General features: G+C 69.8%; 18 protein-coding genes. 16 read left to right on the top strand and 2 right to left on the bottom strand.

The window, feature by feature from the left end; all coding sequences use genetic code 11:
• Positions 1–458: 458 nt before the first annotated feature.
• The 12 genes from KHO18_RS01665 to KHO18_RS01610 all read left to right on the top strand — a co-directional run bounded on the left by KHO18_RS01665 (position 459) and on the right by KHO18_RS01610 (position 14079).
• Positions 459–1349, top strand: a complete 891-nt coding sequence (locus tag KHO18_RS01665) for a helix-turn-helix transcriptional regulator (RefSeq protein ID WP_144201061.1) — start codon at positions 459–461, stop codon at positions 1347–1349.
• Positions 1350–1672: 323 nt separating this feature from the next.
• A complete protein-coding gene (locus KHO18_RS01660) occupies positions 1673–2215 on the top strand; it encodes a DNA-binding response regulator (protein WP_244844462.1) in 543 nt (180 codons plus the stop codon).
• 98 nt (positions 2216–2313) lie between these two features.
• Positions 2314–2616, top strand: coding sequence for a hypothetical protein (locus KHO18_RS01655; protein WP_244844460.1), 303 nt, complete (start codon positions 2314–2316; stop codon positions 2614–2616).
• Between the two features lie 302 nt (positions 2617–2918).
• On the top strand, positions 2919–3647 hold the full coding sequence (locus KHO18_RS01650) for a phosphatase PAP2 family protein (RefSeq protein ID WP_144201063.1): 729 nt from the start codon (positions 2919–2921) through the stop codon (positions 3645–3647).
• 36 nt (positions 3648–3683) lie between these two features.
• The gene (locus KHO18_RS01645) at positions 3684–5090 is read left to right on the top strand and encodes an undecaprenyl-phosphate glucose phosphotransferase (protein ID WP_211942684.1); all 1407 of its coding nucleotides are present in this window, start codon (positions 3684–3686) and stop codon (positions 5088–5090) included.
• Positions 5091–5272: 182 nt separating this feature from the next.
• The gene (locus KHO18_RS01640; protein ID WP_144201067.1) at positions 5273–5515 is read left to right on the top strand and encodes an acyl carrier protein; all 243 of its coding nucleotides are present in this window, start codon (positions 5273–5275) and stop codon (positions 5513–5515) included.
• Positions 5515–6708 (top strand): acyl-CoA dehydrogenase family protein, encoded by a 1194-nt coding sequence (locus tag KHO18_RS01635; RefSeq protein WP_144201069.1) that lies wholly within the window; start codon positions 5515–5517, stop codon positions 6706–6708. The genes KHO18_RS01640 and KHO18_RS01635 overlap by 1 nt, the downstream gene beginning before the upstream one ends.
• Positions 6709–6732: 24 nt before the next feature.
• On the top strand, positions 6733–7698 hold the full coding sequence (locus KHO18_RS01630; protein ID WP_144201071.1) for an amino acid--[acyl-carrier-protein] ligase: 966 nt from the start codon (positions 6733–6735) through the stop codon (positions 7696–7698).
• On the top strand, positions 7699–8679 hold the full coding sequence (locus KHO18_RS01625) for a DUF1839 family protein (RefSeq protein WP_149138553.1): 981 nt from the start codon (positions 7699–7701) through the stop codon (positions 8677–8679). It abuts the gene before it with no gap.
• Positions 8676–11225 carry a glycoside hydrolase family 2 protein gene (locus KHO18_RS01620; protein ID WP_211942683.1) on the top strand — a complete coding sequence of 850 codons (2550 nt, stop codon included), beginning with the start codon at positions 8676–8678 and terminating at the stop codon, positions 11223–11225. The genes KHO18_RS01625 and KHO18_RS01620 overlap by 4 nt, the downstream gene beginning before the upstream one ends.
• A gap of 380 nt (positions 11226–11605) precedes the next feature.
• A complete protein-coding gene (locus KHO18_RS01615; protein WP_092294220.1) occupies positions 11606–12328 on the top strand; it encodes a Crp/Fnr family transcriptional regulator in 723 nt (240 codons plus the stop codon).
• Positions 12329–12414: 86 nt separating this feature from the next.
• Entirely contained in the window at positions 12415–14079 is a 1665-nt protein-coding gene (locus tag KHO18_RS01610) for a glucosamine inositolphosphorylceramide transferase family protein (protein ID WP_211942682.1), read from the top strand.
• 93 nt (positions 14080–14172) lie between these two features.
• Here KHO18_RS01610 and KHO18_RS01605 read toward each other — a convergent pair whose 3' ends face one another.
• Positions 14173–16149 carry a serine aminopeptidase domain-containing protein gene (locus KHO18_RS01605; RefSeq protein WP_211942681.1) on the bottom strand — a complete coding sequence of 659 codons (1977 nt, stop codon included), beginning with the start codon at positions 16147–16149 and terminating at the stop codon, positions 14173–14175.
• Entirely contained in the window at positions 16136–17152 is a 1017-nt protein-coding gene (locus KHO18_RS01600; protein WP_244844458.1) for a DUF1839 family protein, read from the bottom strand. Before KHO18_RS01600 ends, KHO18_RS01605 begins: the two co-directional genes overlap by 14 nt.
• Before the next feature lie 410 nt (positions 17153–17562).
• Between KHO18_RS01600 and KHO18_RS01595 the strand changes: the two genes are divergently transcribed.
• The 4 genes from KHO18_RS01595 to KHO18_RS01580 all read left to right on the top strand — a co-directional run.
• Positions 17563–18048 (top strand): GNAT family N-acetyltransferase, encoded by a 486-nt coding sequence (locus tag KHO18_RS01595; protein ID WP_092294228.1) that lies wholly within the window; start codon positions 17563–17565, stop codon positions 18046–18048.
• A 31-nt stretch (positions 18049–18079) separates the two neighbouring features.
• Positions 18080–19633 carry a mannose-1-phosphate guanylyltransferase/mannose-6-phosphate isomerase gene (locus KHO18_RS01590; RefSeq protein ID WP_211942680.1) on the top strand — a complete coding sequence of 518 codons (1554 nt, stop codon included), beginning with the start codon at positions 18080–18082 and terminating at the stop codon, positions 19631–19633.
• A 12-nt stretch (positions 19634–19645) separates the two neighbouring features.
• A complete protein-coding gene (locus KHO18_RS01585; RefSeq protein WP_144201087.1) occupies positions 19646–21037 on the top strand; it encodes an undecaprenyl-phosphate glucose phosphotransferase in 1392 nt (463 codons plus the stop codon).
• A 96-nt stretch (positions 21038–21133) separates the two neighbouring features.
• A partial coding sequence (locus KHO18_RS01580) for a glycosyltransferase (protein WP_211942679.1) occupies positions 21134–22019 on the top strand: 886 nt, incomplete at its 3' end.

Raw genomic sequence — 22019 nt, 5'->3', positions numbered from 1 at the left:
ATATAGATGGTCGGAGATCGGAGGATGGGGATGTGAAGCATACGTGGCAACCATCCAGGTCATACGCGTGACGTATGGAAAATAGTCGCCAAAAAAAGCGCCATATAACGCACTTTGTGCCGTGAGCGACCTCGCAAAAACCCAACGCGGGAAAACCCCCGCAATGCAGCATTTGCTTGCAATCACTCGGCGTGCTTCCTATGCTGAACACCAGAATTCAATTTAATTTGAATCTGAGTTGCGAAGCATCTAACGCGTGAATACGCGAAACGGGGCGGTAGGCATCCTCCGAGGGAGGGCCGGCAGGACAGCAGCGAGCCAGGACGGGAAACGCTGCAGGGCTCAGGAGGCGATACCTATCGTATGGGCGTGCAGCCGTGCCAAAAGCGGAGCGTGTCCAATCAGCGCGCAGTGGATTGTACGCGGCATCCGCGCGCGCCAATAAGAAGTGAGCGGCCATGGCCACCATCCTGTTGCTCGAGCCACATCCTTTGCTACGCCTTGGGCTGCGCCACCTGTTGGCACAGGCGCATGTTCCCGGCGATCTGGTCGATATCGATCCCCAGTCCCTGCATGAACCGGATCCGTGGACGCACCACGCCGATCTGCTGATCTATGGCCTGCCCGCCGATGCGGAAGCCGGCTGGCTCGGCCTTGCCGGCCTGTGCCAGCGGCTGGAGCCGCAGCGCGTGCTGGTGCTGGCCGAACACGTGCCGGCACCCATGCCCGAATTCGGCCTCCCGGAGACCGTGCGCGGCCTGCTGGCGAAAGCCTGCTCCGCCGAGGCGCTCGAAGCCGCCATCCGCCTGGTGCTGGCCGGGGGCGAATGCTTCCCGTCGCCCATCGCCGTGATGCGCGGTGCCGAGGCGGCGGCCAATCAGTTTGCGCAGCCTGGCCAGCCGCTGCCCGAGGTTCACGCCGCGTCGGTACCGGTGCCGGCGGCCCATGCGGATGGTCGCGACGGCCGCCATGCCGCCGCGCCGATTGTCGTGCCGCTGCATGGTGTGCCGAGCCACGGCCCGCAGTCGCACGCCACGCCGCTGGAAACCCCGACGGCGGGCGCCCATCTGCTCAATATCACCGAGCGACAGTACGAGGTGCTGGCCCTGCTCGCGCGCGGCTATCCGATCAAGACCGTCAGCCGGCTGCTCAATATCTCGGTGGCCACGGCAAAGACCCATGCGTGCACGCTCTATCAGCGCCTGCACGTGCGCAACAAGGGCGAGGCAGTCTACGTCGCGCTCCAGCGCGGCGCCACGCTGAACTGGCCGGGGCCTGTTGTGACCGCGCCGACCTCGATCCGTACGTCCGCCGTCCTGCAGCCCCGGGAGGCCTGTGAGGCCGCCTGAGCGCGGTCGCGCGGCCTGCCACTCGCGTCCCCCATCTGCCGGCCCGCCCTCATCCGAAAGCATGAGGCGGTGACCGGCTGCGCTTGCTAGCGTTATTGCAGGCCGATTTGCAGACCGATTTGCGGACTGCGTCACCAGACGCGTGCCGCCACCGTCATCCATCCCCTGCCTGCCATCTGTTGCCTTCCCGGCTGCGCCTGTCGCGCGGGCAGGCGGTGCGTGTGCCGTTTGGCACGCGTTCAGTGAACCGACGTCCGATCACCGTCGCGCCAGCGGTAAGCAACGCCGCGCGGTGCAGACGCCCAACAAGCCGATCTCTGTCGATGACGACCTACCTGATCGCCAGCAACGAAATGATGTGCCGCATCCTCGCCAGACGCATGGAGGGGCAGGACATCTCCATGCCCGTGCGATGGCACGCGCCTGACTGGCTGCTCGACACCCCGGATGCGAAGACGCGCGCCGCCACCATCGACAATCCGGACGCCTCCGAAGCCGTGCCGGACGCCCCGGTGGACATGGCGGTCGTTGACTGCAGCGGCGTGGAGGGCGACCCCCGCGCGCTGCTGGACCGCGTGCGCGAACAACTGTCCCCGCGCCGCTGGCTGGTGCTGTCCGACTCGCTCGATGCCGCGTTGATGGTCTACGCCGCCCAGATCGGCGCCAGCGGCTGCCTGGCCGTGCCCGCCCCGATCGAACTGGTCTGCGCCGCCGCCGCCCTGGTCTGGGCCGGCGGCCAGTGCTTCCCGCGCGCGGCCCTGGCGATGCTGCGCGCCCAGCCGCGCCATGCCGGCGCAGCGCCCGTCTCCCACCTTCACCCCTACCCCCACCCCCACTCCGCTGACGGCACTACGGCAACCGGATGAAGGCGCGGCCGCGTCGCGCGACCTATGCTTGCGAGAAGTCCACGGTCTGAAGCCGGTGCCTTTGAGAGGCCGGCCGCCGTGGCCACGCAGGGGGTCGTATGGAACGGGGCGTCAATATCCTGGTCGTGCATGGCTTTGCCGTGCGCGAGGGCCGGGGCAAGTGGGCATGTTGTTTCGAGATTCGGCTCGCCATCGCAGGAGGCGGGCCGTTGTTGTTTCGGGGCGAGCTGCATGGCCGGTGCTTTGCCACCGAGGCCGCCGCCGTGCTCGCCGCGTGCGAGTTCGGCGAGCGGGAGGCTACCCGGCACATGGCCACCGCGCGCGCGATGATCGCGGCGGACGACGACGAGGCGTCGCGCCAAAAAAGAAGCCCGCCGACCGGGGGACCATGCGGGCTTTGAAATGACGCCGTCCTGGACGTGCGCCATTCATGTGACGATAGCCAAACGCGGGCAAGGGGCGTATTGGCCAGAAGCATCACGCGCCGCATGGGGCGCACGCCGCCGCCGCCAGGCTCCACCTTCCCGCGCAAACGCATGCCCCGCGCCGGGCGCACGCCCGGCGGCGGCGCGCCGCGCGGCGCCGTCTCCACCTTCTGGCTGGTTGAGGCGGCTGAACATTGCGTCGCACACTGCGGGCGCGACGGGGCGAACCTCCGTCTGCCGGCCTAACCCCGTCATCCTTTTCTGTGAGCTGCCGCACCATGTCTGCCTGGCCCCTCGTCTCGCGCGTTGGCGAAAGCGCACTGCTCATGCCCTGCGCGCTCGTCGTGTTCGCGTGGCTGCAGTCGGGCCGTGCCCCGCACGACCGCGCCAACGCCGTGCGCTGGGCGCTCACGCTCGGCTGCGCCGTCGCGCTGGTCGTGGCCAGCAAGCTGGCCTACATGGGCTGGGGCATCGGCAGCCGCGCCTTTGATTTCACCGGCATCTCCGGGCACAGCACGATGGCGGCCGCCGTGCTGCCGGTGCTGGCGCGGCTGCTGGTGCCGGAGCGCCATCGCACGATGGCGGCGCTGGCCGTGGCGGCAAGCGTGGCGGTCGCCATCGTGGTGGGGGTGTCGCGGCTGGCGCTGGAGGTCCATTCGCCGGCCGAGGTCGTGGCCGGGCTGGCGCTGGGCTTCGGCGCCAGCGCCACCTTCCTGGCATGGTCGGCCCGGCCGCTGCGCGCCGCGCCGCGCGTGGTGGCGGGCGTCGTGCTGCTGCTGGCGCTGGCGGCGCCGCATCCGTCCGTGAGCCTGCCGACGCATGGCATGCTCGAGCGCATCGCCAGCCATCTCGCCGGCCGGGAGGAGCCGTACCGGCGCGGCGAGTGGCACGATGGGCAAGGCCGGCATGAAGCGCGACAAGGACGGGCCGCGGCGCTGACCGGCGATGCCGCCCGCTGTGTGCGCCACCAAACAGACCCGCCCGCCCGGCAGCACGACGATACCTGACAGGGTGGCCCGCTCCGCCCCGGCAGGAGAACCAACATGTCAGCAGTGCGCGCCTTCGTCGCTGGGCGACAGGGAACCTTCCAGTACCTGTACCGCGTGACCGACGCCCTCATCATCGGCGCCACCGGCTTTGCCATCGGCGAACTGGTCTTCCCCGGCGGCCTGCGCGGCGCCACGCCGGTCCACGGCTTCCTGACCGCCTTCTGCGCGCTGGGCGCGCTGCTGATCTTCCCCGCCTGCGGCCTGTACGGGTCCTGGCGCGGACGCAGCAAGGCAGGGCTGGCCGTGCGCGTGCTGGCGGCCTGGAGCGTGGTCTGCCTGCTGGCACTGGTGTCCGCCTTCCTGCTGCACCAGGTGGCCGGCGTATCGCGGCTGTGGTCGGTGCTCTGGGTGGCGTGGTCGGCGGTTGGCCTGGTGAGTTCGCGCGTGGTGCTCTACGGCACCCTGAGCAGCGTGCGCCAGCAGGGCATCAACGCCAAGCGCGTGGTGATCCTCGGCTACGGGCCGCTCGGGCACGACATGTTCCGCCGCGTGGCGCAGATTCCCGGCGCCGGCTACGAGGTGGTGGGCATCTACGACGAAGCCGGCACCGACGACCTCCCCGAAGGCGTGGCCCCGCTACGCTCGCTCGACCAGGTCTGCACCTTCGTGCACGCCCACCGCGTGCGCGAGATCTGGCTGACGCTGCCGATGGCGGCCTGCCGCGACCTCTATGACGTGGTCTTCCACTTCCGCAACGACCTGGTCGACATCCGCTGGGTGCCGGACATCATGTCCGTGGAGCTGCTCGGCCATCGCTTCTCCGAATTCATGGGCCTGCCCGTGATCGACCTCAACAGCCCGCCCGACTCGGGCGTGACCGGCCTGGTCAAGGCCAGCTTCGACCGCGTGTTCGCACTCGCGGTGCTGCTCGGGCTGTCGCCGCTGCTGCTGGCCATCGCCCTCGCCGTGCGGCTGTCCTCACCGGGTCCGATTCTGTTCCGGCAGGCTCGGCTCGGCATGGACGGCCAGCCGTTCCACGTCTTCAAGTTCCGGTCGATGGTGGCGCACACGGACGCCGGCGTGACCCAGGCCGCGCCCGGCGACCCCCGCGTGACGCGCGTGGGCGCCTTCCTGCGCCGCACCAGCCTGGACGAGCTGCCGCAGTTCCTGAACGTGCTGCGCGGCGAGATGTCCGTGGTGGGCCCGCGCCCGCATGCCATCGAGCACAACGAGCTCTACAAGGGGATCGTGGACCGCTACATGCTGCGCCACCGCGTGAAGCCCGGCATCACGGGCTGGGCGCAGATCAACGGCTGCCGGGGCCGCACCGACACGGTGGAGAAAATGCGCCGGCGTACCGAGTTCGACATCTTCTACATCCGCAACTGGTCCTTCGTGCTGGACCTCCGCATCATCGTCCACACCGCCGTCTATGGCTGGACCGGCCGGGACGCCTACTGACGACTGACGACCGACCCAGCCCGGCAATGTGACCTCTCGCGCGTGCCCCAGGGCGTTTGTTGGACACCGCACCGAAGCCGTACCCCCGCTGCGGCCCAATGGCACCGTGAGCAGGAAACGATCCGAAACAGGCGCCCGGCAAGGCCAGCGCCACACCCTGCCTTCTGACCAGGAGATACGCCATGAAGGAAACCATCCGACAGATCCTTGCCGAAGTGGCCCGCCTCGACGTCCCCATCGAGACGCTGGACGATCAGGCCGACCTCTACCAGGCGGGCCTGTCGTCGCTGGCCACGGTGCACGTGATGCTGGCCCTCGAGAATGCGTTCAACATCGAGATTCCCGATCACATGCTGACCCGCCAGCTGTTCAAGAGCGTGAACTCGCTCGCGGCGGCAGCCTCGCAACTGCAGGAGGCTGCGTGATGAACCCCGTTCTCGCCGCGGTGGACCAGGCGTCGCCGCATCCCGCGCCGGCGGACTCCGCCACCCTGATCGCCGCCGCCCAGGCCGCTGCCGCCGTCGCCGCCACGCATGCCGATGCGGTGGACCGCGACGCGCGCTTTCCGGACGAAGCCTTCGTCACGCTGCGCGAGCACGGCCTGCTCGGCGCGATGATCCCGACGCACCTCGGCGGCGCCGGCGCCACGCTGGATACCGTGGCCGCCATCTGCCGCGTGCTGGGCGGCGCCTGCGCCGCCACGGGCATGGTCTACGCGATGCACCAGATCCAGGTGGCGTGCGTGCTGGAGCACGGCATGGGCAGCCCGTGGCACGAGCGCCTGCTGTCCCGCGTGGCCGGCGAGCAGCTGCTGCTGGCCTCGGCCACCTCGGAGGAAGCCATCGGCGGCGCGCTGCGCAACAGCGGCTGCGCAGTCAACGCCGAGGGCGAACGCTTCCACCTGCTCAAGATGGCGCCGACGATCTCGTACGGCGCGCACGCCGACGGCATCCTGATCACCGCGCGCCGCAGCGCCGACGCCGCGCCGTCCGACCAGGTGCTGGTCTGTGCGCTGAAAGCCGACTACACCCTCCAGAGCCTGAACACCTGGGACACGCTGGGCATGCGCGGCACCTGCAGCAACGGCTTCCGCCTCGAAGCGGCGGGCGATGTGGCGCAGATCCTGCCGGTGCCGTTCGGCCAGATTGCCGACGAGACCATGACGCCGGTGTCGCACATCGTCTGGAGCGCGCTCTGGCTTGGCATTGCCGGCGACGCCGTGCAGCGCGCCAAGACCTTCTTCCAGGGCCAGGCGCGCGCGCGTCCGGGTTCCATGCCGCCGTCCGCGCCGCGCGTGGCGGAGGCCGTGAGCCTGCTGCAGATGATCGAAGGGCGCCTGGACCTCGCGCTCGCGCACCAGCGCGAGCGGCATGTGGCCAAGGCGGTGTCGTCCTTCACGCTGGCCGCCGAGATGAACGGGCTGAAGACGGCCGTCTCGACCATGGCGCTGGACGTGGTGCAGCAGGCGATGCTGGTCTGCGGCATGGCCGGCTACAAGCACGGCACGCCGTTCAGCCTGGGGCGCCATCTGCGCGACCTGTGGTCGGCGCCGTTGATGATCAATAACGACCGCATCCTGTCCAACACGGCCAACCTGCTGCTGGCCGACCGGACCTGAGAGCAGTCGGAACAAGGAGCTTCCATGGACGCCCAAACCGTAACGGCAGACGCGCACGCCCTCGGCGGAGCCGGTGGCAGCGCTGCCGCGCCCACCTTCCTCGAACAGCTGATCGAGGCCGGGCTGCTGATTCCCAGCGGCGTGCTCGGGCTGTATGGCCGCAGTGAGACCTTCGAGGCCATCGCCGAAAGCCTCAACCGCATGGTGAAGCGGCTGGGCGAAGACCACCACGCCGAGACGCTGCGCTTCCCGCCGGCCATCGGCCAGCACGACTTCGAGACCAGCGAGTACCTGAAGAGCTTTCCGCAGCTGGCCGGCACCATCCACAGTTTCTGTGGCGACGACCGCGGCCATCGCCGCCTGCTGGCGCGGCTGGAGGACAAGGAAGACTGGACCGACCAGCAGCAGCCCACCGGCGTGGTGCTGACGCCGGCCGCCTGCTATCCGGTGTATCCGGTCATCGCGCGGCGCGGGCCGCTGCCGCCCGAGGGCAAGATCATCAACGTGATGTCGTACTGCTACCGGCACGAGCCCTCGCTGGAGCCCACGCGCATGCAGCTGTTCCGCCAGCACGAGTTCGTGTGCATCGGATCGCCCGAGCAGATCATCGCGTTCCGGGAGATGTGGATGGGGCGCGGGCAGGCCGCCGTGCAGGCGCTGGGCCTGCCGATGGAGCTGGACGTGGCCAACGACCCGTTCTTCGGGCGCGGCGGCAAGATCGTGGCGGACAGCCAGCGCGAGCTGAAGCTCAAGTTCGAGTTGCTGATTCCGGTGAACGACGGGCTGGGACCCACCGCCTGCATGAGTTTCAACTATCACATGGACCACTTCGGCGCGCTGTGGGACATCCGTACCGCCGATGGCGGCACGGCGCACACCGGCTGCGTGGGTTTTGGCATCGAGCGTCTCACCTTGGCGCTGCTCAAGCATCACGGGCTGGATCCGGCCCGTTGGCCGCAGTCGGTACGGGATACGCTCGGAGGCCAGTAAATGTACGGTGACGGCAGGCTTCGGCCGCGGGGCGGCCCGGCATTGCATGGTGGCAATCCGGTGTGGGCACACGCCAACCGCCATATCGATCTCTGGGTCGAGCTGCTGCATGGATGGGAACTGGAACCCGTGGCGGCCCTGCCGTTCGCCGTGACACAGGATTTCGAGGGCGACCAGTTCACGCTGGCGAGCTTTCCGCCCGGCGATCTTGAGCGCCTCTACGGCATTCACACCCACGAGCTGTCCACCTACGACAAGCTCGAGACCCACGTGGCCGCGCAGACCTGCCGGGGCAACGTGGTGCTGTTGGAGGTGGATGGCTTCTACCTGCCCCAGCCGCCCAATGCCTACCGCCGCCAGCACACGCGCTCGGCCATCGGCATCGACGTGCTGGTGCCGGAGGCCAACGCCGTGGGTTTCTATCATGGCGATGGCTACCACACCGCCAGCGGGGACGACTACGCGGCCATCTTCCGCCAGGCGAGCATCGCCCCCGAGTGGGAGGCGCCCGCGTTTCCCCACGCCGAGGTCGTGCGCCGGCGCTTTCCGGCGCAGGCGGGCGAGGCGCTGGTCGCGGCCTCGCTGGAACTGCTACGCCACCACCTGGCCTGCCGGCCCCGCCAGAACCCCATCACCGCGTTCCGCAGCGCCTTTCCCGGGCACCTGGAGCAGCTGATGGCGCGCGGCGAGCCCAACTTCCAGGTCTACGCGGCCAGCGTGTTGCGTCAGTTGGGCGCCAACTTCGAGCTGCTGGGGCGCTATCTGCGCTGGCTCTCGGAACACGGCCAGCCGTTGCCGGATGCGATCTGCGAAGCCTGCTACACGATGGCGTCCGAGGCGATGGTGATGCAGTTCCGCCTGATGCGCGCCGTCATCAGCCACAAGCCGGACCCGTGCCAGGACTGCCTCGACCAGCTCGAACTGTCGTACGAGGGCACCGTGCCGGCGCTGGCCGCTTATTTCGGGGAGACCGTCACATGACCGCGCGTGATCCGGAACCGGCGCTGCAACCCGTCCTGTGGGCCGGCGTGGCCGTGGGCGATGCGCGGCTGGAGGGCGACTGGACCTTCCTGGAGACGCTGGCCGGCGCGGCCACGCATCCGCGCGAACTGGGCGAGGACGGGCACTGGCTGCCCGCGCCGGTGCCGGGTACGGTGGCCAGCGCGCTGCGCGCCGCCGGCCGGTGGGACGATTCCGCCCCGCCGCCGCTGCACCAGCACGACTACTGGTACCGGCTCCATTTCGCCGGCAGTGGCCGCCGCGTGCTCCGCTGCAACGGGCTGGCCACGCTGGCCGAGGTCTGGCTCAACGGCGTGCAGGTGCTCACCACGCGCCATATGTTCGTGGCGCACCAGGTGGCAGTGCAATTGCAGGGCGCTGACAATGTGCTCCATATCTGCTTCCGCGCGCTGCATCCGTGGCTGCGCACGCAGCGCGGCGCGGTGCGCTGGAAGCCGCGCATGATCCAGCCGCCCACGCTGCGCGCGGTGCGCACCACGCTGCTCGGCCACATGCCCGGCTGGTGCCCGCCCGTGCACGCGGTGGGCCCGTGGCGCGACATCGAGCTGCTGCACCCCGAGGGCGCGGATGTCGCGCATGGCGCGCGCGCCGTGCTGGCGGGCCATCTCGATGGCCGCGACGGCGTGGTGGCGCTGCAACTCCACTTTCCCGGCCCGGCGCCGATGCAGGGCAGCTTCCGGGCCGAAGGGGCCGATGGCGGCGTCTGGCAGGGCGAGCTGCGCCGCGTGGGCGCGCACTCGCTGGCCGGCACCCTGCGCGTGCCCGATGCCCAGCGCTGGTGGCCCCATACGCACGGCGAGCCGGCGCTGTACCGCGTGCAGGCCGAGGTGGGCGGCCACGCCATCCCCTGCGGCCAGACCGGCTTCCGCACCATCACCGAAGACCGCGACGGCGAGCCCGGCGCGTTCGCGCTGCGCGTGAACGGCGAGCGCGTGTTCTGCCGGGGCGCCTGCGTTTCCAGCCACGACCTGCCGGGTCTGGCCGACACCGACGAAGCCGTGGCCAGCTGGCTGCAACTGGCGCGCGACGCCGGCGCCAATATGGTCCGCGTCAGCGGCGTGACCTGCTATCCCGGCGAAGCGTTCTACCGCCAGTGCGACGCCCTCGGCCTGATGGTCTGGCAGGACTTCATGTTCGCCAATTTCGACTATGGCAGCGAGACCAGCGCCACGCCGGCCCTGATGGACGACGCCGCGCGCGAGGTGGCCCAGTGGCTGGCCGGCACGCGCGCCCATGCCAGCCTCGCCGTGCTCTGCGGCGGCAGCGAGGCCGAGCAGCAGGCGGCCATGCTCGGCACGCCGCGCGGCGCGTGGCGCCAGCCGCTGTTCGACACCCTGATTCCCGCGCTCGTGGCCGAACATCGCCCCGATGTGATCTATGTGCGCAATTCGCCCAGCGAAGGCGCCTGGCCGTTCCAGCCCGATACCGGCATCACGCACTACTACGGCGTGGGCGCCTACCAGCGCCCGCTGGCCGATGCCCGGCTGGCCAACGTGCGCTTCACCTCCGAGTGCCTGGCCTTCGCCAACGTGCCGTGCGCGCGCACGCTGACCGAGGCGGGCCTCTCCCAGCCGCTGCACGACCCGCGCTGGAAGGCGCGCGTGCCGCGCGACGCCGGTTCCGCCTGGGATTTCGAGGACATCCGCGATTTCTACCTGCGGGCGCTGTTCGAGGTCGATCCGCCCCGCCTGCGCTACGAGCAGCCTGCGCGCTACCTGGCGCTCTCGCGCGCGGTGGTGGCCGAGATCATGACCGACGTCTTCAGCGAATGGCGCCGCGCCGGCTCCACCTGCATGGGCGGGCTGGTCTGGCAGCTGCAGGACCTGCTGCCGGGTGCCGGCTGGGGCATCGTCGATGCGCGGGGCCGGCCGAAATCGGCCTGGCATGCGCTGCGGCAGGTCTGGCAGCCGCTCCAGGTGCTGATCACCGACGAGGGCCTGAACGGGTTGCACGTGCACGTGGTCAACGAATCGGCCACGCCGCGCACGGTGCAACTGACCTTCCGCTGCCTGCGCGATGGCGAAATCGCCACCGTGCAGGCCACGCAAACGCTCACGCTGGCCCCGCGCGAGACCCGCCGGCTCGTGGCGGCAGAACTCATCGATCACTTTTTCGATTTCACCTACGCCTATCGCTTCGGCCCGCCCGCGCACGACGTCGTCCTGGCCACCCTGCACGACCCGGCCGCCAGCAACGCGTTGCTCAGCCAGGCGGCGTACCTGCCGGACCGCCGCGCCGCCGCGTTGCGCGCGCCAGGGTTGAGTGCCACGGTGGATCAGGTGGATGGCGTGTGGTGGCTGACCGTCAGCGCCCGGCGTTTTGCGCGCTGGGTGCATATTGAGGACCATGCGTTTCGCCCGGAGCTCGACTGGTTCCACCTCGGACCCGGGGAAGCGCGCCGTATCCGCCTGATGAATGAGGGAGGGGGAGGAGGTGGGGGAGACGCCATTCCTTCAGGCGAGATCTCCGCCCTGAACGCCGAGCGCCCGCTCTCCTACGACGCCTGATCTCATCCTCTCAACCCCTGCCCGCTGCGCCATATGCGGCGCGGCAGGGCGGCATATCCGCAGGGCCCGGCCCGTCGCGCGTCATCCCCGCCTCTCCGCCGTTTGCCTCCCTCCTTCCCTCCCAAAGCATGACCGCCGCACCAGCCGTCTGCCTACTGTCGATTCTGATCTGCATGGCCCTTAATAGAGTCAACAACGAGATAGCAAAACCGGGGCCCGCGAGGTGCCGGGGGTAAAGAGGGTGGCAGCTACGGGGCTGCCAGAGATCGCCAGAAAACGCAAACGGGTGGAGCGGCGAGATCGGGTCACAGCCTGCATGGAGATTGCCATGCGGGGTGGAGGACCGATGCTGCTCCCGGGTCAGAGGGAGGAGAATCACCATGATTACGCATCGGTCAGACTTGCATGTCAATCACCTGCTCAACGCGTTGCCGCGTCACGAATGGGAAACGCTCTCGCGGCATTTCGAACTGGTCCGGCTCCGCGCCGGTGAGCTACTGACCGACTCGGGCCAGCGCATCGTCCACGTGTACTTCCCGACCACGTCGGTGGTGTCGCTGCTGTCGCTGCTTGAGGACGGCGCCACGGTGGAATTCGCGGCCGTCGGCAACGAAGGACTCGTCGGCATTCCCGTGGTCACCGGCGGCGACACCATGCCGAGCCGCGTGGAAGTGCGCAGCCCCGGCTTCGCCTATCGCATCCCCGCCCGTGCCCTGCGTGCCGAACTGGCCCACATGCCCGCCCTGCAACGCGTGACCCTGCTCTATGTGCAGGCCGTGCTGACGCAGATCGCGCAGACCGCCGCCTGCAACCGCCACCATTCGCTCAACAAGCAACTGTGCCGCTGGCTGCTGCTGGCGATCGACCGCATGAGCTCCAACGAACTGGTGATCACGCAGCAGGTCATCGCCAACATGCTCGGCGTGCGCCGCGAGGGCGTAACCGAAGCGGCCGGCAAGCTCGAGGACCTGGGCCTGATCCACCACAGCCGTGGCCATATCACGGTGCTGGACCGCTGCGGGCTGGAGAAGCATTCCTGCGAGTGCTACAAGCTCGTCAAGCGCGAGTACGACCGCCTGCTGCCGGCGCTGGTGCAAGCCTGATTCCCGCCAGGGCGATGCGGCGCGGTGTGATGCCGCGCCGCGCGCATTCCTGCCGAAGGATCCTTGCGCCAACCGGAGAGCCCGCCATGACGGTCACCTCGCTTGACCTGCCCGAACTCGATGCCAAGCCGGGCGGCGATGCCCAGGCAGCGGTCGTTCCGCTACGCATCGGCCTGCTGCTGGACAGCCCGCAGGCGCTGCACCACCTCTACCAGCTCGTGCTCTGGGCCCGCAAGCAGCCGGCCCTGGCCATCACCCATTTGATCGTGCACGCGCCCGTGCAGGGCGGTACCCCGCCGTGGGACCGCATGCTCGCGGCCATGCTGCGCGGCCTGATGCGGGCCGAAGGCATGGTGCTGCGCCGCACCTATCGCGGCCACCTGACCCGCCACGACCTCGCGCGCTCGATTCCCGAGCGCCTGGACATTGCCGCGCCCATGCCCGGCGCCAACGGCCACATCCAGTTCGACGTCGCCGCGGTAGACCAGGTGCGCGCCCTCGGGCTGGACCTGCTGCTCGGCTTCGGCCCCGCCACGGTCGATGCACGCATGGCGGCCGCCGCGCGCATCGGCACGCTATGGATGCGCTATGGCCGGGGCGGCGTGGCGCCAGCCGCCGGTTTCGACGAATGCCGGCACGCCGAGCCGGCCACCGGCTTTGCCATCGAACGTATCGACGGTACGCGCCGTGTGCTGCGCGCGGGCCGGGTGGGCACGCGTGTGAGCTACCTGGAAAACCAGGCCCACCTGTACCGCAAGGCCGATGTGCACCTGCGCGCGTTGCTCACCGGCATTGCTACGACGGGTACGCTGCCCTCGCCGGCCGGCGCGCCGGTTCCCGGGCTGGCCCGGCCCCGTGCGCGCGACCTCCTCGGCTACGCGGGCCGCCTGTTCAAGCGCGCGGCGATCAAGGGCACCCAGCGCGCGCTGCGCATGCGGCGCAAGTTCGGTATCTCGATCCTGCAAGGCTCCTGGCGCAACGCCGACCTGCGGCAGGCCGTGGAGGTGACCGCGCCGCGCGGCCGCTTCTGGGCCGATCCGTTCCTGTGGACCGGCCCCGATGGCCGCGTGGTCTGCTTCGTGGAGGACTACCGCTACGCCACCGGCCGCGCCCATATCTCGGCGCTGGAGATCGTCGGCCATCGCGCGGTGGATCTTGGCGCGGTGATCGTGGAGCCGTACCACATGTCGTTCCCCTACCTGTTCGCGTACGAGGGGGCGCTGTATATGTGCCCCGAATGCTCGGGGTCCGGACAGATCCGCGTCTATCGGTGCGCCGAATTCCCGCTCAAGTGGGAGCTGGCGGCCGTGCTCATGGAAAACGTCTCCGCCGCCGATACCGTGCTGTTCCCGCGCGACGGCAAATGGTGGCTGCTGACCAGCATGGACCCCGCCGACGTGAAGGACCATTGCAGCGAGCTGTACCTGTTCTCGGGGCCGTCTCCGCTCGGTACGGACTGGACGCCCTGCGCGGCCAACCCGGTGCGGATCGACCCGGCGGGCGGGCGCAACGCCGGCCTGATCATGGACGGCGGACGCATCTACCGGCTGGCGCAGCGCCAGGGCTTCGACCGCTACGGCGAAGGGCTGATCGTCAACGAGGTGCTGGCGGTCTCCGACGAGGCGTACCGCGAGCGCGAGGTGCGCCGCATCAACCCGGACTTCGGCCGGCGGCTGATCGGCTCGCACCACATGACCAGCACCGGCACGGTCACCGTGGTGGACCACGTGCGGCGGGAGTTTGTGTTCTGAGTACCGTGGGCGCCCGGCTTAGGGCGCCCGTTCGACCGCTGTATCCCTGCGATCCAGCGCAGTTCAGCGCGGTTCAGCGCGGTTCAGCGCGGTTCAGCGCAGCGCCGGCTCCGGATCGATGCCGGCGACGAGGGCGGCGATGGTGTCCGCATCCTCGCAGAAATGGGTACGCAGGTACTGGTCGAGCAGCGCGTAGACCGCCTCGCGCGCCGCGTAAGACCGCAGCGCGTGGTCCACTTCATCCGAAATCACACACTTCACATGACGATAGCGCCGCAGTTGCCGCCCGCGCGCGCCGAAGTGCGTGGCGAGTTCCCCAAGGCCCGGATCGTAGCCGCCGAAGACCAGCCACACCGGCACGCTGCGTTCATCGAGCCGACGAATGAGACCATGCACCTGACGCACCGGCGTATCAGCGCGAGTAATCCATGCGGCCAGCGTCTGCGCCCGCGTGCGCACACGGGCCATGATGCGGCGGCCCAGCTCCCATGCAATCGAGCCGATTTCCGCGTCGCCCTTGAAGACGCGTACCCATTTCTGCGTGTCCAGCGCGGCGGTCAGGTACACGCGCGTGGCGGCCTGGCGTGGGCTGGGGCGCTGCTGCACCACGTCCTGGATGCCGAGCCCTTCGGGCCACAGGAATTTCTGCACGTTGACCAGCACCGCGCCGGCCACGTGTTCGCTGCCGGTGGCGGCGTGCAGTCCCACGAAGGCGCCCGAGCAGATACCGAACAGCACCACGCGGCCGAAGCCCTGCGCGGCCAGCCATGCGGCGGCGGCGGTCACGTCGCGGCGCAGGTGGCTGCCGTAGGGTTGGAAGGCATAGCGGGGCAGCGCCAGCGAGACGCTGTCGCCAATCCCGCCCAGGTCCATCCGCATCGACGCAATGCCGCGCCGGGCAAGGTAGCGCGCGCAGAGCACGCCCATGCGCGCATCGCCCACATGATGGCCGGCGCCGGTGTTGATGATGAGCACCACCGGCGCGCCGTCGCCGCGCGCGGCGGCGGGCGGCTCGCACAGGATGCCGAAGAGGCCGTCGGCGCCGTAGTGCGCGCGGCGCTCCACGAAGCGGTCACCGTGCAGCACCGGCGCGTCGTCGGTGGCCAGGCGGCGCACGCGCGCGTTGTCGGGCTCGCGCACATCGGTCTCGGGCACGCCGGCCAGCCACGCCGTGGCGTGCCGGAACGCCTGCCAGGGCAGGTCGTTCAGCTCGGGATAGCTGACATAGGTCTCGTACTCGTCGAACGGCGCCTGCGTCACGTCGCAGCCGAGCGCCGCGGCGCGCTCGGCCAGGCGGCCGGCGCCGTCGAGCGTACTGGCCGACAGGATCAGCATGCGCGCCGCCGGGCGCTGGCGCAGTTGTCCGGGTTTGCCGAGGTCGCAGGCCTGGATGGCCTCGATGGTGTCGCGGTAGAAGCGGTTGCCGACCACGGTCATGAAGTCTTCGGTCTCGGCCGGATCGAGCTGGTCCGCCGGGGACGACCGCGCGGTGCTCTGCAACGCGCGCAGTTCGCGCAGATGGTCGCGCCCCCGTACCACCGGGGCCAGCAGCACCAGCGCGTCGATCGCCTCCGCCTCCATCTCCTGCGTGGCGAGGACGGCCAGCAGCGCGCCGAGGCGGATGCCGCACAAGGCCACGCGCGTTACGCCGGTACGCTCGCGCAGCACGCGCACGGCGGCCACGATGCTGGCCGTCCACGCCTGCAGCCGGGCGGGATCGCTCTCGTCGCCATCGGAATCGCCGGTGCCGTGATAGTCGAAGCGCAGCGCCGGCATGCCGTTGGCGGACAACACCGTGGCGAGGTAGCGCCAGCCACGGTGCGTCATGATCGCTTCCTGCCCGAACGGGTTGCACAGCACCACGCCGCAGGCATCGGGCAAGAGCGGGGAAAGAGGCACGATAGGCCGGTGCAGCCAGCCGTAGCACCCGTCGAACAGCAGCGGTTCCATCACGGCGTGCACCATCCCCGGGCCGTGCGGCCCCTGGGCGCCGTGTCCGTCCCCGTGTCCGTCCTGGTGCGGACCCCCGCCCGCGCCGCCCATGGCGCCGCCGTCCTCAGACGCCCGCATGGACATGCACCGGCCCCGCCGCGCCGAACGTGGCCACCAGGCCAGACAGCGTGCGGTCGTAGGCGGACTCCAGCACATCCAGGCAGTCCGTGCAGGGGTCCTGCCGGCCTCGGGCTACCGCGCGGGCCAGCCGGAACTGCAGCACCTTGGCTTCCGTGGCGATGCTGTGCGCCGCGTCCACCACCGGCTCGGGCACCTTGTGGCCCTGCCGCGCCAGCCACGTGAGGTAGTGATGCAGCATCTCGAAGTTGGCGCCCAGCTGGCGCGGCACGTTGAACGTGTACTGGTGGAAGTAGGCGTCGCCGCGCGCCAGCATCCGCTCCATATGCGACGGAAACACCGCGCGCAGCCGGCTCACCGGGTTGGCGGCGGGGCGCCGCGCCAGATGCTCGCGCAGCAGCCGCACCGAGGCATCGGCCAGCATGCCCGGCGCCACCGGCGCGCGCACGCGCTTGGCGCACTCGGCGTAGGGGAACAGCAGGTCCGGGTTGCCGGACAGTTCGGGCGTCAGGCGCAGCAGGCCCTCGTAGTCGTCGCCATTGACGGTGTGGTAGCCCAGGCCGTGGTAGTAGCCCAGCCGGCGCGCCTGCGCATCGATCATGTCCACGCCGATCGACGTCTTGACGTGTTTCTGCCGATAGGAGGTGGCCTTGGTGTCCGGCAGGTAGTAGCTGTCTACCTCCACCAGCACCGTGTGGCCGCGCCCGACCTGCTCGACGAGATGCGCCTCCAGCGCATCGTAGAGCGCCATTTCCTGCACCACGGTGCCGTACAGCCGCTCGATGTCGTTGGTCGGGTATTTGAAGAAGGTGAAGTGATCGCCCTCGAAATCCTGCGTGACGGTGAAGGGCAGCGCGGCGCGCGGCTCGAGCCCCCAGCCGTTGAGCAGTTCGATCCACAGGTCGATGTAGCAGTTGGTCTCCTGCCAGATCACGTCCTCGCCATGCAGCGCGTGCGGCGCGGGCTGTGGCGTGCTGCGTGCCAGGGTCGCCGTGACATTCATATGGATTCTCCTCCGCTGTGTAGGCATGCCGCGCCGTGCCGGGCGCGGCCAGACGGTCTCCATTACAGCCCCAACCGCGCCAAAGATTGGTGCGCGAGGCAACACAGGCGGCGCAGCAAGGTGCACGTTTGCGCGCATGCTGGCGGGGCACCGGCAGAGGGCAGGCCGCGTGCCGGCAGTGGCACTTTCCCGGCCGATTTAGCGCTCTGATGGGCACGCCACCGCACGCCGGGCAAGGTGTGCGGAAGCGTACAGAGACGGCGAGGGGCCGTTCCTACACTGCAACTCATGGATTGTGGCCGCGTGCCGCCAGCGTTGCGGCGCGCGCATCGAGAACAGCGGTGAGCATGGGGAGCGTGAGCGCGGCGCGCAGCGCCGTCCGTGCCTTTGGACAGACCAGGAAGACGGGCATGAACTGGGTGGACAAGGAATTCAGCGAGCTGACCACGCGGGAGCTGTATCAGATCCTGCGCGTGCGCAGCGAGGTCTTCATCGTGGAGCAGGGCAGCCTGTTGCTCGACGTCGACGGCAAGGACATCGTCGGCACGCACGTGCTTGGCGTGGAGCCGGCGGAGGACACACAGCAGGTGGTGGCCTACGCCCGCCTGCTCAAGGGGGAGGGCAGTGAGATCCGGATCGACAAGTTCCTCACGCGCATGTCGCGTCGCGGCGACGGCACGGCCGAGGCATTGATGCGCAGCGCGCAGGAGGCCATCCAGACGCGCTGGCCCGGTGCGCCGGTGGGCATCCAGGTGCCGTTCTACCTGCGCGAGTTCTGCGAGGGGTTCGGCTTCAGCAAACGCGAGGGCCCGTACCTGGAACACGGTACGCATTTCATCGGTATGGTCTGGCAGCCGCCCCGCGCGCGCGCCCGGCTGTTCCGCCTGACACGCTGAGCCGCATGCGGCCCGGCCGGGAGAGCATTCCATGAACCAACCGATTCCGGTGGGCCTGCCGCCCGTCACGCTCGGCGCCGCCCTCGCGCCGCCTGTGGCTGCGGCGCTGCCCGTCATCCAGTTCCCGATCCAGCCCGTGATCATGGCCGGGGGTGCCGGCACGCGCCTGTGGCCGCTCTCGCGCGAACAGTTTCCCAAGCAGCTGCTGAACCTCGTGGCGGAAGACACGCTGCTGGAGGCCACCGCGCGCCGCTTCGACGGCGTGGCGGTGCTGGCGGGCCGCCCGGCCGGCATCGAGCCGCCGCAGCTGGTGGTCTGCGGCGAGGAACATCGCTTCATGATCGCGGACATGATGAAGCGCGCCGGCAAGCCCGCGCGGCTGCTGACCGAGCCCTGCGGCCGCAACACGGCCCCGGCGCTGACCGTGGCGGCGCTGCACGCGATGGCGGCTACGGATGGGGGCGATGTGGTGCTGGTGGTGACGCCGGCCGACCACAGCGTCACGGACCTGCCGGCGTTTCGCCAGGCGCTCGCCACGGCGGTACGCCATGCCGACGCCGGCGCCATCGTCACGCTCGGCGTGGTGCCGGTCTCGCCGGAAACCGGCTACGGCTACATCCGCGCCGGCGGCACGGCGGTCGATGGCGCCCACACGCTGGAGAAATTCGTCGAGAAGCCGCACCTGGAGCTGGCCCGGCACTACGTGGAATCCGGCGGCTACTGGTGGAACAGCGGCATCTTCGTGGTGCGTGCGGCGGTGTGGCTGCGCGCGGTGAGCCAGCTCCAGCCCGAGATGTACATGCAGTGCCGCGCCGCCTACGAGGCTGGCGAGGCTGGTGAGGCCGGCGGCGATACGTTCCGGCTGAACCGCGAGGCCTTCGGCGCGTGCCAGTCGGACTCCATCGACTACGCCGTGATGGAGAAGCTGGAGAGCCTGCCCGACGTGCCCGGGCGCGTGGTGCCGCTGGACGCGGGCTGGTCCGATGTCGGCTCCTGGGCCGCGATCTGGGACATCGCGCCCAAGGATGCGCTCGGCAACGCCGCGCGGGGCCGCGTGGTGTTCGATGGCGCGACGGCCTGCCTCGCCCACTCGGAAGGCCGGCTGATTGCCTGCGTGGGCGTGCATGACGTGGTGGTGGTGGAAACCGCCGACGCCGTGCTGGTGGTCGACAAGGCCCACGTGCAGGACGTGAAGAACGTGGTGCAGCGCCTGCGCGCCGAACATGGCAGCGAGGTGGTCAACCATCGCAAGGTGCACCGCCCGTGGGGCTGCTACGACGCCATCGACCATGGCGACCGCTTCCAGGTGAAGCGGATCATTGTCGAGCCGGGCGCCAGCCTTTCGCTCCAGATGCACTACCACCGCGCCGAGCACTGGGTCGTGGTGCGCGGCACCGCGCGCGTCACCTGCGGCGAGACCGTGAGCATCCTCAGCGAGAACCAGTCCACCTACATCCCCATCGGCACGCTGCACCGGCTTGAAAACCCGGGCAAGACGCCGCTGGAGATCATCGAGGTGCAGTCGGGGGCCTATCTGGGAGAAGACGACATCGTCCGCTTCGAGGACAACTATGGCCGCAAGTAAGGAGATGCCGCGATGACCGGGCTGCTTGCCTGCGCGCTGGACCTGCTGCTGGTGGCGGGCAGCGCGCTGCTGGTGCACCAGCTCATGCTGCCCCCGGCATTGCCGGGGCATGGCCTGCCGCTGGCCTGGTCGGACACGCAGACCATGCTGGTGTCGTTCAACGCGCTGCTGGCGGTGGTGCTGTTCGCCGCCTTCGGCGTCTACGGCCAGTGGCGCGACCGCTCGCTCAGCCAGCTTACCCACCGGGTGCTGGCGGCCTGTGGCGTGGTGGCGCTGGCCGGGCTGGCGCTGCTGTGCACGCCACGCCTGGAGAACGTGCCGACTTCGTGGTTCATCGCCGTGACCGCCGCCTCGGCGGGCATGCTGCTGCTGGCGCGGCTGGTACCGGGCTGGGTGGCGCGGCGGCTGGGCCGGGCGGCTACGCGCACGCGCACGGTGGCCGTGGTCAGCACGCGCGCCCATGCGCGCAACATGCTGGCGCAGCTGGCCCATGCGCCGGGTGCGCAGTACCGCGCCGTGTGTGTCTATGACGAGAGCGACGACGCCCCCGAGTGGCTGCACAACGTGCCGGTCTGCGGCAACTTCCGCGACTTCGCCGGCATGGTCCGCGCGCGCGCCATCGATGAGATCTGGCTGGCGCTGCCGCTGGCGGACCAGCATCTGGTGCGCCGCTTCGTGCGCGAGTTCCGCAACGACTTCGTTGACATCCGCTACATGCCGGACCTGCGCGGCCTGCCGCACCTGCAATGCTCGGTGGACAAGGTGCTGGGCTATCCCACGCTCAATCTGGCCGTCTCGCCGGCCGACGAATACCAGCTCTGGCCGAAGGAGATCTTCGACCGCGTGGCCGCCGCGCTGGCGCTGGTGGCGCTGATCCCGCTGTTCGTGGTGGTGGCGGCGCTGGTCAAGCAGTCCTCGCACGGGCCGGTGTTCTTCCGCCAGCGCCGCAAGGGCTACGACGGCCGCGAGTTCGAGATTCTCAAGTTCCGCACGATGTGCCTGCACGACGAGGCACCCGGCACGGTGACGCAGGCGCGGCGCGGCGATCCGCGTGTGACGCGCGTGGGCGCGGTGCTGCGTGCGCTGTCCATCGACGAGCTGCCGCAACTCCTCAACGTGCTGCGCGGACAGATGTCGCTGGTGGGGCCGCGCCCGCACGCACTGGCGCACGACGAGCTCTACAAGAATCTGGTGGAGGGCTACATGCACCGCTACCGCATCCGTCCCGGCCTGACCGGCTGGGCGCAGGTGAACGGGTATCGGGGCGAGACGTCCACGGTGGAGAAGATGGAGACCCGGGTCAAGTTCGACCTGTTCTATATCCGGAACTGGTCGTTCTGGTTCGACATGCAGATCATCCTGCGCACGCCGGCGTGCATTTTGCTCCGGCGCAACGCCTACTGAGAGCGGCGCGGGCGGTATTGAGACAGGGTACGTGTAAGTGGCGGCAAGGCAGCGCGGCAATGGAGCCCGCCCGCTGATCCGCCGGGGGACGCCAAGATGGACCTATCGGTAATCATTCCCAGCTACAGGCGCTGCGACGACCTGGACCGCTGTCTGCGCGCGCTGGCGCGCCAGCAGCGCCCCGCCGACGAGGTGGTGGTGGTGGCGCGCGCCGACGACGCGCCCACGCTGGCGCTGCTCTCGCGCTGGCTCTCCACGGCCTGCCCCGAGACGCTGCCGGGCCTGCGCCTGGTGACGGTGGACGAGCCCGGCCAGGTGGCCGCCAACAACCGCGGCTTCGCGGCCGCGCGCGGCGACATCCTGTGCCTGACCGACGACGACGCCGCGCCGCATCCAGACTGGCTGGCGCGCATCGGCAGCCACTTCGCGCGCGATGCCAGCCTTGGCGGCGTGGGCGGGCGCGACCGCGTGCACGAGGGCGGCCGCATCCTGCAGGGTGCGGCAAGCTGCGTGGGCCAGGTGCGCTGGTATGGCCGGGTGATCGGCAATCATCACATCGGAGCCGGCGCGCCGCGCGACGTGGACGTGCTCAAGGGCGTGAACATGGCGTGGCGGCGCAGCGCGGTGGACGGGCTGCGCTTCGATACGCGGCTGCGCGGCGCGGGCGCCCAGGTTCATAACGACCTCGCTTTCAGCCTGGCCGTGCGCCGCGCGGGCTGGCGCCTGCTCTATGACCCGGCGCTGTGCGTCGATCACTTTCCGGCGCCACGTGCCGATGCCGACCAGCGCGCGATCTTCAACGCCGAGTCCTACTACAACGCCAGCTACAACCTCCACCTGGTGCTGGACGAGCACCTGCGCGCCACCGGCGTGCCGGCCAGCCGCCGGGCCATGGCGGGCGCGTGGCAGGTGCTGGCGGGCTCGCGCAACTATCCGGGCTGGCTGCGCGCGCTGGCGTTGTGCCTGGGGGGCGAGGGTGGCC

Origin of the sequence: Cupriavidus campinensis, from assembly GCF_905397395.1 — a bacterium.
In the GTDB taxonomy this organism is placed as follows: Bacteria; Pseudomonadota; Gammaproteobacteria; order Burkholderiales; family Burkholderiaceae; genus Cupriavidus; species Cupriavidus campinensis.
The sequence above is the reverse complement of the archived record's forward strand: the minus strand, read 5'-3'. Positions and strand labels throughout refer to the sequence as shown.

Coding starts and splice junctions, on each gene's coding strand:
- KHO18_RS01650 (WP_144201063.1), top strand. CDS start 2,919: ATGTCTGCCTGGCCCCTCGTCTCGCGCGTTGGCGAAAGCGCACTGCTC.
- KHO18_RS01625 (WP_149138553.1), top strand. CDS start 7,699: ATGTACGGTGACGGCAGGCTTCGGCCGCGGGGCGGCCCGGCATTGCAT.
- KHO18_RS01640 (WP_144201067.1), top strand. CDS start 5,273: ATGAAGGAAACCATCCGACAGATCCTTGCCGAAGTGGCCCGCCTCGAC.
- KHO18_RS01630 (WP_144201071.1), top strand. CDS start 6,733: ATGGACGCCCAAACCGTAACGGCAGACGCGCACGCCCTCGGCGGAGCC.
- KHO18_RS01635 (WP_144201069.1), top strand. CDS start 5,515: ATGAACCCCGTTCTCGCCGCGGTGGACCAGGCGTCGCCGCATCCCGCG.
- KHO18_RS01655 (WP_244844460.1), top strand. CDS start 2,314: ATGGAACGGGGCGTCAATATCCTGGTCGTGCATGGCTTTGCCGTGCGC.
- KHO18_RS01620 (WP_211942683.1), top strand. CDS start 8,676: ATGACCGCGCGTGATCCGGAACCGGCGCTGCAACCCGTCCTGTGGGCC.
- KHO18_RS01665 (WP_144201061.1), top strand. CDS start 459: ATGGCCACCATCCTGTTGCTCGAGCCACATCCTTTGCTACGCCTTGGG.
- KHO18_RS01585 (WP_144201087.1), top strand. CDS start 19,646: ATGACCGGGCTGCTTGCCTGCGCGCTGGACCTGCTGCTGGTGGCGGGC.
- KHO18_RS01595 (WP_092294228.1), top strand. CDS start 17,563: ATGAACTGGGTGGACAAGGAATTCAGCGAGCTGACCACGCGGGAGCTG.
- KHO18_RS01660 (WP_244844462.1), top strand. CDS start 1,673: ATGACGACCTACCTGATCGCCAGCAACGAAATGATGTGCCGCATCCTC.
- KHO18_RS01645 (WP_211942684.1), top strand. CDS start 3,684: ATGTCAGCAGTGCGCGCCTTCGTCGCTGGGCGACAGGGAACCTTCCAG.
- KHO18_RS01615 (WP_092294220.1), top strand. CDS start 11,606: ATGATTACGCATCGGTCAGACTTGCATGTCAATCACCTGCTCAACGCG.
- KHO18_RS01610 (WP_211942682.1), top strand. CDS start 12,415: ATGACGGTCACCTCGCTTGACCTGCCCGAACTCGATGCCAAGCCGGGC.
- KHO18_RS01605 (WP_211942681.1), bottom strand. CDS start 16,149: ATGCGGGCGTCTGAGGACGGCGGCGCCATGGGCGGCGCGGGCGGGGGT.
- KHO18_RS01600 (WP_244844458.1), bottom strand. CDS start 17,152: ATGAATGTCACGGCGACCCTGGCACGCAGCACGCCACAGCCCGCGCCG.
- KHO18_RS01590 (WP_211942680.1), top strand. CDS start 18,080: ATGAACCAACCGATTCCGGTGGGCCTGCCGCCCGTCACGCTCGGCGCC.